The following is a 12,530-nucleotide window of genomic DNA, read 5'->3' as shown; positions in this document are numbered from 1 at the left end:
CCGGTCGCAGCGCCGACCGGGGGACTTATTCGCCCGACGGTCCTATGGTCACTGGGAGAGAGAGCCTGGCTGCCGCGGTGGCCGCGCCGGTGACGGCGCGCCCACACAACGTTGCCCGACTCCCCGAGTCGAGCAGCGCTCGCGAGGAAAGTCCCCCCACCTGTTCGGGCAGGTGACCGGACGCAAGTCCGGAGCGGGAGACCGCTGGCTCTGGAACAGAAACGACACGTCTCGGCCCGACCGATGATGCGCGCGAACCCGACCGAGAGGAAGGGGAGTTGACCCGCAGAGGGCGTGTGGTCGTCTACTCACGGTTCGAACCCGTGGATCACGCCTGGCGTGATCGGCCACACGGAGACGGCCGAGGATCGATGGAACGGCGAACCCTCACCGGTGCAAGTCCGCGCCGTGGTAGCCCGAACACCCCGCGGCGCCGCCGCGGACGGCGCGGACGCTCAGCCGAATGCCGGGACGAACAGAAGGGGGCTTACTCCTCTCACCCGTTTTCCGTACTCGAGAGCGACCGGACCGGCTCGGGCTGTCGCCGATCGCTACCGGAGCAACGTCAGTATCGTCCGCCAGAGCGAGCGCGATCGCTGCCCGTCGTCGCTCGTGTCGTCCGTCACCTTGCCGCTGTCGTCGGACCGCAGGGCGGCGTCGTTCGCACCGCGTTCGTCGTCGGTCGTTCGAGTCGACTCAGTCGGTTCTTCGTCTTCTGCGGCGACCTCGCCGCTCTCATCGAGTCCGTCGTTTTCGTTCCTCTCGGTTCGCCGGTCGGCTCGATCGGTCGGATCGGAGTCTCCATCTTCGTCCCCGTCGCCCGCGCGGATCGCGGTCAGCCCGCCGTCGTCGACGTAGATCGTCCGATCGGCGACCGCGCACCGCTCGCCGATCTGGTCGGTCCCGGTCCGCGAGAAGGCCCACCGCTCGCTGCCGTCGGCGATATCGAACGCGACGAGCGAGTTCTCGTACTCCCGGCCCTCGACGCCGAACCCGACGAGGACCGTGTTACAGGCGATCACCGGCGCCCCGATCGTGTGCGAGTAGTTTCCGACCGTCCACCGCTGGTCGCCGGTCTCGAGATCGACCGCGACGAGTTCGTACCGCGTGACGAAGATCAGTACGTCCTCGCGAACGGCGATGCGGCGGATCGGGCCGTGCCACGCGTCCTCGCGCTCGCCGGTCGCCTGGTCGTAGGCGGCGACCGCTTCGGAGCCCGTCCTAACGTACACCCTGTCGTCGGTCGCCGCGAGGTCGAGGAGGTAGTGGTAGTACGTGTCGGTCGTCACCCGCTGCTCGCCGGTCAGCGGATCGAACCCGACGAGCGTCCCCGCCTCGGCGATCGCGAAGACGTACTCGTCGGTGGCCACCGGGTCGCCCGCGAGCGATCGCTCGACGGTCGCCTGGTCCTCCCAGGGATCGCCCTGGGTCACCGTGACCGAGTCGCGCGTCCAGTCGACCGCACCGGTCTCGGCGTCGAGCGCGTACAGACGGCCGTCGCAGTACGCGTAGGCCGTCCCGAACGCGACCGTCGGCGGCGAGACGGTCGCATCGGTGTCGGGATCTGCGTCGGCGGTACCGGTGTCCGAGTCGGCGAGGTCCGTCTGCCACAGAACGGTCCCGATCGCGGGGTCGAGCGCGGTCACGCTCCCGGAACCGCCGACGTAGACGGTGTCGTAGGCGACCGTCGGCGGATCGGTGGCGCCGACGTCTTCGCTACGCCACACGAGGGTGCCGTCGTCGGCGTCGAGTGCGTGCACTGTGCCCTCGGACGAGAGATAGACAGTGCCGTCGTCGACGACCGGCAGCCCCGCGGCGTCGGACTCCCAGTCGGGTTCGAGGGCCTCGAACTCGAACCCGTCGCCGAACCCGTGGTCGGCGCCGACCGCGGCAGCGTTTCCGTATCCGCCCCGATAGGCGGACCAACCCGTCGCGGCCTCGGGGGGCCGTGGCGGCAATCCGTTTCCCTCGTCCTTGTCGTCGGTCGACGAACCGGCACTCGATTGCGCGAGTACACCGCCAACCATCGCAGCCGTCGCGCACCCTTTGACGAATCGTCGCCTCGTGTTGCCAGGCATACGTGACCAACGGGCGACCATCTTTATATCTATCACACTGTTAATGTATTTTCAATAACGAAATCGTAACGATCACGGGCCGTCCGCGCTTCAAACCGCTCTTCGGACGGCACCCGCTTCGACGGTCTCGGCCGGGTCGTCCGCGATCTCCTCGGAGACGTCGAATGCTTGTATGACCGCGCGCACTCGCGAGCGACAAGCCCGACCCGACGACGAAGCACCGCGACGCGCTCCTGACGGATACCGGCTCTCTGCCGCTGACCGATCGGAACCCCACGGCCAATTGGCCCGTTGCCAGGACGCGGCGCTCGTGGCGATCATCACCGTGATTGCGGCGCTGCCGTTCACTTCTCTACGAGTCGTCTTCGAGAGGAACCGCTCGCTACGCTCGCGGTCTTGTGCTGAAGAGAAACGTCCTGACGGAGTCTCACACGAACGTAGTGAGTGTGAGGTACGGCAGGTCGTGGATGAAAGTGAGCGTCCTGACGGAGATTTGAACTCCGGTCCCTGGCTCCGCAAGCCAAGAGGATAGTCCACTACCCTATCAGGACTCATCTCTACGTAACCGGGAGAACATTAAAGCACTTTCGAAAGGAATCGCCATCGGCTCTGCGTCACATTCTCGTGCTCCCGCGTCTCGAAGCGGGCTCCGACCCGGCTCGCAGCGGGAATCGCCGCCGTTCGTCCCGAGTCGGGTCCGGGTTGTTGTCACCAGGCGTTCGTTCGCCTGGCGAACCGGCCGCCGTTCCACCCTCGATAGCGCGACCGGAGCAGAGCCTCGAGTTTCCAGGCGATCGCGAGGATGATCGCGTAGGGGCCGAAGACGAGGATATGGACGTAGCTGTCCGTCGTCAGGAAGATCTCCACGAGAAGAAAACGCGGGACGACGAGCGCGAACAGCACGAGCGGAGCGAGCAGTCCCCTGGCGAGCAGCGCCGCGAGCGGCACCACGGTGACCACGGCGGCGCTGACAAAGACGACGAACACCGTCTCGGGCGTGAGACCGGCCGACTCGTCGACCAGCACCACCGTCCCGATGCCGACGAGGGCGGCGACGCCGGCGACGGTTTTCGCGAGGGTGCGCCACGGCAGCGGAAGCGCGGGGAGGTTTCGGAGCCGAGCGGCCCCGAGGCCGTAGCCGCGTCGGATCGCGAACTCGGCGACGCCGGCGACCAGCAACAGGGCGAGCAACACGAGCCACGAGTCGGCGTAATTGTAGATGTGAAACGGTCCCTCGACGATATCGTAGCCGCCGAGTTCGCCCACTTTTTCGGGGATTGGCGTGGTCAGTTCGACGTATACGGTTCCGCACAGAAGCGCCGCGAGCCCGCCCGCGGGTGCGACCAGGCCGGTGTGCGCTGCGATCGAAAACGGGACGGCCCCGAGCAGGAACGCCATCGTCGCCACCACCGCGAGGTCGACGGTCGAATCAAGTAGCGGGTAGTCGAAGTGGACCAGGAGAGCGGCCACGACGGCGGCGTTCGCGAGACCGCCGAGGCCGGCAATCGCGACCGTTCGGACGGGGCGGCGGGTCATGCGGCGTGTTCACTCCGTGTTCCGCGACGCTTCGACGAGCGAACGGTTGCCAGGGCGATCATCGTACTCACACTGGGTTCATTTCCGCCCTCGGTCATAAATATTCACGGCCAAACCGGTTGTATCAGATCGGGACAGCGGTATGGCCGCGTCCGTGCTCGGTTACCCAACCGCGACAGCTCGGTGCCGGTACTGACGTTTATATATCGTGGGGCGGCCAGATGCCGCCGTGATTTCCCGATCGAGCGCCGTCACGGTGCGGGCCCTTCGATTCCGGTCCTCGCGATGGGCAGTGCAACCGATCGACCGCGCGCGTGGTCATCTCACGCACGAATCCGGTCCGAGACACCGAATGGACAACGCTTATGCGCGGGCTACCCATGCCTGAGCATAGAATGAGCGACATCGAGGGCGTCTACGAAGACCTCGAGGCCGACGTCTCCCTCGAGGAGTTTCGCGAGGCCGTCGAGGCGAAAGTGGAGCAGATGGGGGGACTCGCGGACGAGGAGACGGCGGCGATGCTCGTCGCTCACGAACTCGGCGAGAGTGAGGTCGGCGGCGTCGCCGACATCGAACCCGGCATGGAGGAGGCCAAGTTCGTCGCCAAGGTGATCTCGATCGGCGAGATGCGCACCTTCGAGCGCGACGGCGAGGACGAAGACGGCCGGGTCGTCAACGTCGAGGTCGCCGACGAGACCGGTTCCGTGCGCGCGGCCTTCTGGGACGACCACGCCGAGGCCGCGATCGAGGAACTCGAGGAAGGCCAGGTCCTGCGGATCAAGGGTCGGCCCAAGGAGGGCTTTTCCGGCGTCGAGGTCAGCGTCGACGACGTCGAACCCGACGCGGACACCGAGGTCGACGTGCAGGTTTCGGACACCCACACCGTCGAGGACCTCTCGCTTGGCCTCTCGAACGTCAACCTCGTCGGCCTGGTGCTCGATACCGACAGCGTGCGCACGTTCGATCGCGACGACGGCTCCGAGGGCCGGGTCTCGAACCTCGTGCTCGGCGACGAGACCGGTCGCATCCGCGTGACGCTGTGGGACGACCAGGCCGACCTCGCGACGGAGTTCGACCCGGACGAGACCGCCGAAGTGATCGACGGCTACGTCAAGGAACGCGACGGACAGCTAGAACTGCACGTCGGCAACCGCGGGGCCGTCGAAGCGGTCGACGAGGAGGTCGAGTACGTCCCCGAGAGCACGCCCATCGAGGACGTCGAGATCGGCCAGACGGTCGACATCGCGGGCGTCATCCGCTCGGCCGATCCGAAGCGGACCTTCGACCGCGACGACGGTTCGGAAGGGCAGGTCCGAAACATCCGCGTCCAAGACGCCACCGGCGATATCCGCGTCGCCCTCTGGGGCGAGAAAGCCGACGTCAACATCGGACCAGGCGACGAAGTCGCGCTGGGCGACGTCGAGATTCAGGACGGCTGGCAGGACGACTTAGAGGCCTCCGCGGGCTGGCAGTCGACGATTACGGTACTCGAATCTCAGTCCGACTCCGGGGGCACCGGCGGCGAAAGCGGTGCTGACGGCGCGAGCGACCAGAACGCCGGGTTGTCGGCGTTCGCCGGCGACGAGGACGGGGCCGGATCCGAGGCCGGTGGAGATGCAGGGGCGTCGGCGGACGACACCGGCGCTACGGCAGCCGAATCCGCCGATGCCGGCGGTGCCGCGGCCGAAGCCAACGCCGGCTCCGACGAACCGACCAACGGCGAGGAACTCGAGTTCACCGGCGTCGTGGTCCAGGCCGGCGATCCGATCGTTCTCGACGACGGCGAGACGACGATGAGCGTCGCGACGGACGTCGACGTCGGCCTCGGCGAGGAGGTGACCGCTCGCGGGGTCGTCCGCGACGGCCGACTCGAGGCAAACGACGTGTTCTGACGGCGCGAGCAACCTCATCGACCGCCTAGGAAAAGCGTTAAGGGAGTTAGCTTCGCCTATCATGATATGAACGTCGAACTCCCGTTCGCCCCGGTGGATACGATCATCCGGCGGAACGCGGGCGATCTTCGGGTGAGCGCCGACGCGTCGGAGGAACTCGCAGCGCGGATCCAAGACCACGGGAGCGAACTCGCGGTCGACGCCGCCGAGGAGGCGACGGCGGACGGCCGCAAGACGCTGATGGCCGATGACTTCGGCGTCGAGACGGTCGTCGACAAGGACGACCTCGAACTCCCCGTCGCGCCGGTCGATCGCATCGCCAGGCTGGAGATCGACGACCGCTATCGCGTCTCGATGGACGCCCGCGTCGCGCTCGCCGATATTCTCGAGGATTACGCGGACAACGTCGCCCGGGCGGCGGCGATCCTCGCGCACCACGCGGACCGGCGGACCATCACCGACGACGACATCGAGACGTACTTCTCGCTGTTCGAGTGAGCAGATGCAGTTCGGCTACAGCGAGGTCTGTCTCGCACACGATCCCGGTTCGCGCCACCCCGAGTCGCCGGACCGGCTGCGCGCGATCCAGGAAGGCCTGAAGAAGAAACACGGCGTCGACTACGTCGAGCCCGACCCCTGCGATATCGACGCGATGGCGGCCGTCCACGACCGGGAGTACGTTGAGTCCGTCCAGGAGTTCTGCGCCGACGGCGGCGGGAGCTGGGACCCCGACACTACCGCCGTCGAGGAGACCTGGGACGCGGCTTGCCAAAGCGCCGGGCTCGCCTGTTGGGCCGCCGAAACGGCGCTCGAGGGGGCTGCGGGTCGCGAAACCCCGTTCTCGCTCGGTCGTCCGCCCGGCCACCACGCGGTCGAAGACGACGCGATGGGGTTTTGCTTCGTCAACAACGTCGCGGTCGCCGCCCAGCACGCGCTCGACCACGACGACTACGACGTCGACCGCGTCGCGATCATCGACTGGGACGTCCACCACGGCAACGGAACCCAGGATATCTTCTACGACCGGGGCGACGTCTTCTTCGTCTCCCTCCACGAGCAGGGGCTCTACCCCGGTACCGGCGAAATCGACGAGATCGGCGAGGGCGACGGCAAGGGGACGACGATGAACGTCCCGGTGCCGGCCGGGACCGACGACAGCGAGTACCTCGCGGCGCTCGATGGCCCGGTCACCGCCGCGCTCACCGACTTCGATCCCGATCTGGTGCTCGTCAGCGCAGGCTTCGACGCCCACCGCCACGATCCGATCTCGCGGGTCCGTCTCTCGACCGAGGCTTACGCGCTCATGACCGACCGGATCCGGTCGCTCGCCGACGACGCCGACGCCGCGTTGGCCTTCGTCCTCGAGGGCGGCTACAGTCTGGACGTGCTCGCCGACAGCATCGGCATGGTCCACGAGACCTTCGACGGCCGCGAGCCGATCGAACCCGACGACGATGACGATCCGGACGACCAGGCGACGTCGGTCCTCGAAGACGTCCTCGACGCCCACGGGTTAGACGTCGAGCTTCCGTGACCGCGCGGATCGAACCCGATTCCGTCGCCTCGACTCGGAAACGGCTGTGTTTTTGACATAGTGGGCGCCACTTTCGCGTAATGTCCCCTGATATCCCCGGATCGAGCGGCCCGAATAGTCCGAGCAGACGGGCCCTCCTCGCCGGTCTCGGAACGCTCGGGCTCGCCGGCGGAACCGGACTCGGCTATCGGGCCTGGTCCACGCGGACCGACGAGACCGACGTGACGCGGCGATTGACCGTCGACGACGAGTTCTCGCTCGACGAGACGGGAGTAACCCCCGTCGAGGACGGTGATCGAACGCCCCGCCGGAAGCCGTCGGTCAGCCACCGCTGCGACCCAGATCCCGGCCGGATCGATTCTACCAGTTACAGCGCCAATTTCTCGATGATCGACGCCTGGAACGAGCGCTATCACCTGTGGCGGACCGCGGACGGGGGCCAAGGCGGCGACGGAAGTGGGAGCGAGAACGAAAGCGACGGCGACGATACGGACGGGCCAGGCGTGTCGGTCCAGAACTCGGTCACTCTCGAAAAAGCGCCCGAGCGAGTCGACGGCTCGTATCTGTACGGCTCGCGACTGTACTCGCTCGCACACGTCGAAGACGGGCACCTCTCTCGACACCGAATACGGCGACTAGAGATCGACCTTCGCATCGACCCGGCCATCGAGGTCCGAACGGTGCTCCCCACCGGACCGATCGACCCCGAGAGTGGCGTCTGTACGCTCACGCTCCTGCGGGAACTCCCCAGCGGGTGGAACGCCGGCTACGAGCGGACGACCTGGGTCAACGAGGGGACCGTCGACGCGGCGTACGATCGCGACGCGAATCGGGTGACGCTCTCGTTTACCGGCGATTCGTCGATGTCCGAATCGATGCTCGGGCTGCTCGAACTCCGGACCGACCGTCCGATCACCGCGTTCGACGAGCCGTTTACGTGGACGGTTCGCGGAACAGCGAGTCGCCGCGGACTGTGATCTGCGACGCTCGATCGGAGCAGCGTCCCCTTGCGCGTAGCCGTTCAGGGACGCGGCTCGAAGTAGGCCGCTAATTCCGCGCCGAATTCGTCGAGCAGGGCGGCGACCTCGTCGTCGATCAGTACCTCGTACCCGTCTTCGAGCGCGGTCTCGACGTGTGCACCCAGGCCCACGTCGAAGAGACGATCGCTCTCGAGGAACTCGCGGGCGGTCGTGAACTCGCGTTCGCGTTCGGTGACGTACCGATCGTCCTCGATGAACGGTCCGTAGGCGTCCGGATCGTCCGCGTAGGCGACGTAGAAGCCGTCCGCGTGACCGCGGACGTGGATCGGCGGTCCCTCGTGGCGCTCGACGGCGGGCCGTTCGGCCACCGCGAGCTCGGCGAAGACGACGGCCGTCTCGTCGGCGATCGTCGTCGCCCGGAAGACGTCGAATCCGCGGTCGTCCAGCCCCTGCGTGATGCCGGCGAGCGATTTACGCAGTTGCGGGTAGAGCTGATCCTCGACCAGGTCGGGTGCGTCGAACCGGACGGCGACGGGCGTAGTCCCCCGGCGCTCGAGGTGGGCAGACAGGTCGGCTTCGGTCAGCGGTTCGGGCTCGGACGGATCGAAGAAATCGGTGTGTGGTGACTCGAGAAACTCGCGAGCGTAGTGTTGGAATCGGGCGACGTTCTCGGACGAACAGACGGCCGCGACGTTGCGCTCGGGATCGGTCGGGTCGATGACGACCAACGGATCGTCGAACGGGAGGTCAACATCGTTGACTTCTTCGTCCCGAGACGGTGACGCCGTCTCGCGCGCCTGGCCGTGATCCTCGGGATCGAGTTCGACCGGCGGGTGCCAGTCGGCCGCGGCCTCGAGCAGCGGCCGGAACCCGCCGTACTCGCAGACGAGCAGTTCGGTCAGGTAGCCGCTGAAGCCCTGCGTCCTGAGGTCGCTGCCGTAGACCCCGATCCCCTTGAGGAACTGTTTGGTGACGCGGACGGCGGCGGCGAGATCCTCGTCGAGTCGCGTCTGGAGGTATCTGGTGTGGAAGGGCGTGCGATCGACCGCCGAGCGGATCTCGGTGGCGGACTCGAGCCGGAAACAGGGGACCACGTCGACGTCGAAGCCCTCGACCTCGCCCTTGACGTAGGGGTGTTCGGCGTACTCCTCGTGGCCCTCCGGCAGGGTGGCGTGGCCGACCTCGAGCCCGTGTTCCTCGAGCGTTTCGCGATCGAGCTCCGGCGGAAAGCGGACGAAGACGTCGATGTCGCGGTCGCCGCTGATCCAGGTGTTGCGGGCAGTCGAGCCGACCTGTAAGACGTCGGCGCCGTCGCACAGCTCCGTCGCCGCCGTTTCGGCGCGGTCCATGAGTCGGTCGGCGACCTCGCGGAGTCGGTCGCGCTCGTCGTCGTCCGGATCGACGCGGTCGCGAATCTCGGCGACGACCGTCTCGAGGTCGCGAGCGCGGCTCGCGTTCCGGACCTCGTGCTCGTCGCTGTCGTCCTCCTCGGTCATCGCGTGGCCCTACCGGCGCGGCGGGTGAAAGGGTATCGACCCGCGAGTGCGTGAAGGGGTATCGAACCGCGGAAGCGAGTAAAAACGAAAGCCCTATCAAATACAGCCGGTTATCAAAGAACGCAGCCGAAGTAGCTCAGATGGTAGAGCACCTCGCTGTTAACGAGGTTGTCCCAGGTTCGAGTCCTGGCTTCGGCGCTGCTTCTCTCAAATTCTATCCGTAAGCGGTGCCGCTACCCCGTAACTTCTGGATTCGTCTCGAGACCGTCGTCTAACCGACAGCGGCAGGAGCGAGCCGGTTACGAACCGTCCGGCCGCTCACCGCACGAGCGGGACGTACTTACGTACGCCGCTCGGCGTCACCCCGTTGACCGTCGCGAAGACGGCACCCAGGACGATTCCGTAAACGAGGTGTCCCAGCGCGAACAGCAGCGCGCTGACCAGCTCCGCCGCGAGCCCGGGCACCGGTAGGAACGGGAGCGGTAACGTCGCTACCCCGACGCGTCCCATCGCGATCGGGAACAGGACGCCACCGGCGAAGAGACCGAGAAGCGCCCCGAAGACCAGGCCCGTGACGACGTAGTCGCTGAACGTCTCCACCAGTTCCCGGACCGCCTCCCGCGAGGTGATCGCGGCGAACAGCAGTCCGAACAGCATGCTCAGCATCAGGTGGATCGTCCAGCCGACGCCGACCGCCGCACCGGGATCCGCCGCGAGCCCGCCCAACAGTTCGATCTGGTTGCCGCCGAAGTGGAGGACCAGGCCCATGGCGATCCCGGCGACCAGGCCGCCCGTGATACCGCCGCCCCAGACACCGACGCCGTCGAGTTCACGCATCTGCGAGTTATTCTCTCCCATGTATGAGCGCACGTGTGCGAGCAGAAAAAATTTCAGCATCCGTCGCCTGGAACGACAGTGCGTCGAGCAGATACGGTTGCCGGAGCACCGCTTCGTCCCGACGGGGAGGTCGCACCCGGCGTTCGAGAGCAGATACGTCGCGGCCAGCAGTGGTCCGACCGCTGCCCGTCAGGGGAGGGATTATCGTCTTCCGCCAGTGACGTACCACCATGTCCAGCGATCGCGACGATCGACGACACACCGACGATCACGGCCACGACATCATCGACCCGCTCCACGTCGGAATCGTTACCGTCTCTACTTCGCGCGCGGGCGCGGACGATCCCGACGATCCGGGCGGGGACACTATCCAGGCGTCGTTCGAGGATGCGGGCCACGAGGTAACAGAGCGACTGTTGGTCCGCGACGACTACTCCGCGATCCGGACCGCCGTCCGGAGTCTGGTCGCGCGCCGCGACATCGACGTAGTGTGTACCACCGGCGGCACCGGCGTCACCGTCGACGACGTCTCGCCGGAGGCCACGTCGTCGCTGTTCGAACGCGAACTCCCCGGCTTCGGCGAGTTGTTCAGGTCCCTCTCCTGGGACGAGGTCGGGACGCGCGCGATGGCCTCGCGTGCGACCGCCGGGATTGCCGTCGATACACCCGTCTTCTGTCTCCCCGGCAGCAAAAGCGCCTGCGAAACCGCCTGCGAGGACCTGATCGTCCCCGAAGCGCCACACCTCGCGGGCCTGGCGACGCGCCACCGCGCCGGAACGAACGACCAGACGCTGGCGGACTATCAAGAGCAGAATCGAACCTCGGACTGAAATCGAACCGAGACGGCAATTCGACTCGCCTGGTCACCGTCCCGTTTCGGCGGTGAGCAGTCAATTCTCCTGAACAGGGTTTATTGACACCGGCCGCCTGGTTTCGAATGCTATGTGCCACCACTTCGAGGCCATCGCTGAACTCGACGCCGACGAACGCGAGGAGGTACTCGAATCACACAGTGCGGACGAGTTCGAGGACGAACTGAGCGACGAGGAGCTCGAGGCGCTGACCGCATAGGTCGAGTCGGGACAGCATCAGGTTCGTACGGACGAGCGAAACAGACAGCAAGGGTTAATTAGCGCGCGCAATTTTTCTCGGATAGAGGGCCCTTAGCTCAGTCTGGTTAGAGCGCTCGGCTCATAACGCGACCTGACCGTGTGAGGTCGTGTGAGACACCGAGTGGTCGATGGTTCGAATCCGTCAGGGCCCATGGAGCGAGGCGAGCAGATGCGAGCCTCGTGGAATGGATCCCTGCGGATTCGAAGCAGGAAGGAGCGTCGTTCCGACCGAGGTTCGAATCCGTCAGGGCCATAGAGTGCTGCGAGTAGACGCGAGCAGCACGGAACGCTTCCTTGACGGTTCGGACTAGACGACGGCGAGCGAAGCGAGCCGTCGGCGTGGTTCGAATCCGTCAGAGTCCTCAATTCTACACCGAACGTAAGCACCAAATCGATCTTGCCTGGCGACTCGAATTAGAGAAGCACGTTGCTCGGATCGAAGTCCATCCTGCTAGGATACACGATGCCTGTAATCGACGATGACTAGGCGAAACGGAAGCTGGTTTTCACAGTGTCGGAACGGTTTCGATGCGGTTCAGCCGTCATACGACTAATAAGGGTAGAAGCGTAATTGATCTGAAGATCTTATAACTTTGATAGCGAAATTCACCTGCAACTGTGTGTTACTGCCTATCTTTGATCCCTCAGTTCGTAGCCCTTAAGTAGTCGACAGCGACTACAGTTAGGTACGAAGACGTGATCGATGGGGAGATTGACTTTCCCCGTCGATCCGGACGGTTCGAACCCGAAGGGGTTAAGTACCCTTCGTGGCTTACGAATACGTCCGAAGGAAATGAGGATCCTACCCCTGCGGTCCGCCGTACAGATGGGATCTGATGTTAGCCTTGACAGTTCGGTGACGCCCGATCGGTCATTCGACCAGCGTCATCGAACGTGTGGACCCATTTAGTGTGAGTGTGTACCTACATTCACCGCCAACCCCCAGCTTCGCTGGGGAATAGCATTCCGGTTGATCCTGCCGGAGGTCATTGCTATTGGAGTCCGATTTAGCCATGCTAGTTGCGCGGGTTAGACCCGCAGCAGATAGCTCAGTAACACGTGGCC

The 12,530-nt window shown here is 65.6% G+C and carries 10 protein-coding genes, 3 tRNA genes, 1 rRNA gene and 1 other RNA gene; 10 read left to right on the top strand and 5 right to left on the bottom strand.

All coding sequences use genetic code 11. From position 1 onward, the window contains the following. Nucleotides 1-53: 53 nt before the first annotated feature. Nucleotides 54-502, top strand: an RNA gene (gene rnpB / locus BMY29_RS14405) — RNase P RNA component. 49 nt (nt 503-551) lie between these two features. On the opposite strand, the gene BMY29_RS14400 is transcribed toward rnpB, so the two are convergent. The 3 genes from BMY29_RS14400 to BMY29_RS14390 form a co-directional block, all read right to left on the bottom strand. Next, nucleotides 552-2,078 (bottom strand): outer membrane protein assembly factor BamB family protein, encoded by a 1,527-nt coding sequence (locus BMY29_RS14400; protein ID WP_160290121.1) that lies wholly within the window; start codon nt 2,076-2,078, stop codon nt 552-554. Nucleotides 2,079-2,556: 478 nt separating this feature from the next. Beyond that, a tRNA-Arg gene (locus tag BMY29_RS14395) sits at nt 2,557-2,629 on the bottom strand. 157 nt (nt 2,630-2,786) lie between these two features. Next, complete coding sequence (locus BMY29_RS14390; protein WP_049991572.1) at nt 2,787-3,614, bottom strand: hypothetical protein; 828 nt, start codon at nt 3,612-3,614, stop codon at nt 2,787-2,789. A gap of 395 nt (nt 3,615-4,009) precedes the next feature. Here BMY29_RS14390 and BMY29_RS14385 point away from each other — a divergent pair, with 395 nt between their 5' ends. From BMY29_RS14385 to BMY29_RS14370, 4 genes are all read left to right on the top strand, one after another. Further along, complete coding sequence (locus tag BMY29_RS14385) at nt 4,010-5,506, top strand: single-stranded DNA binding protein (protein WP_049991573.1); 1,497 nt, start codon at nt 4,010-4,012, stop codon at nt 5,504-5,506. A gap of 66 nt (nt 5,507-5,572) precedes the next feature. Continuing rightward, entirely contained in the window at nt 5,573-6,004 is a 432-nt protein-coding gene (locus BMY29_RS14380) for a histone family protein (RefSeq protein ID WP_049991574.1), read from the top strand. Nucleotides 6,005-6,008: 4 nt separating this feature from the next. Further along, nucleotides 6,009-7,040, top strand: a complete 1,032-nt coding sequence (locus BMY29_RS14375; RefSeq protein ID WP_049991575.1) for a histone deacetylase family protein — start codon at nt 6,009-6,011, stop codon at nt 7,038-7,040. 80 nt (nt 7,041-7,120) lie between these two features. Further along, nucleotides 7,121-8,017, top strand: coding sequence for a hypothetical protein (locus BMY29_RS14370; protein ID WP_049991576.1), 897 nt, complete (start codon nt 7,121-7,123; stop codon nt 8,015-8,017). Nucleotides 8,018-8,061: 44 nt separating this feature from the next. On the opposite strand, the gene cca is transcribed toward BMY29_RS14370, so the two are convergent. Beyond that, nucleotides 8,062-9,516: a CCA tRNA nucleotidyltransferase gene (gene cca / locus BMY29_RS14365; protein ID WP_074854801.1), complete on the bottom strand. Its 1,455-nt coding sequence runs from the start codon at nt 9,514-9,516 to the stop codon at nt 8,062-8,064. Between the two features lie 125 nt (nt 9,517-9,641). Here cca and BMY29_RS14360 point away from each other — a divergent pair. Beyond that, nucleotides 9,642-9,714 (top strand) — tRNA-Asn (locus BMY29_RS14360). 120 nt (nt 9,715-9,834) lie between these two features. Here the strand turns inward: BMY29_RS14360 and BMY29_RS14355 are convergent. Further along, nucleotides 9,835-10,374: a hypothetical protein gene (locus BMY29_RS14355; protein WP_049991577.1), complete on the bottom strand. Its 540-nt coding sequence runs from the start codon at nt 10,372-10,374 to the stop codon at nt 9,835-9,837. 209 nt (nt 10,375-10,583) lie between these two features. Between BMY29_RS14355 and BMY29_RS14350 the strand changes: the two genes are divergently transcribed. The 4 genes from BMY29_RS14350 to BMY29_RS14340 all read left to right on the top strand — a co-directional run. After that, entirely contained in the window at nt 10,584-11,183 is a 600-nt protein-coding gene (locus tag BMY29_RS14350; protein WP_049991578.1) for a MogA/MoaB family molybdenum cofactor biosynthesis protein, read from the top strand. A 112-nt stretch (nt 11,184-11,295) separates the two neighbouring features. After that, nucleotides 11,296-11,424: a hypothetical protein gene (locus BMY29_RS21605; RefSeq protein WP_275041260.1), complete on the top strand. Its 129-nt coding sequence runs from the start codon at nt 11,296-11,298 to the stop codon at nt 11,422-11,424. Between the two features lie 86 nt (nt 11,425-11,510). After that, nucleotides 11,511-11,617 (top strand) — tRNA-Ile (locus tag BMY29_RS14345). 811 nt (nt 11,618-12,428) lie between these two features. After that, a 16S ribosomal RNA gene (locus tag BMY29_RS14340) occupies nt 12,429-12,530 on the top strand; the annotation flags it as partial.

The organism is Natrinema salifodinae, assembly GCF_900110455.1.
Classification (GTDB): domain Archaea; phylum Halobacteriota; class Halobacteria; order Halobacteriales; family Natrialbaceae; genus Natrinema; species Natrinema salifodinae.
This window is presented reverse-complemented; position numbering and strand designations above follow the sequence as displayed.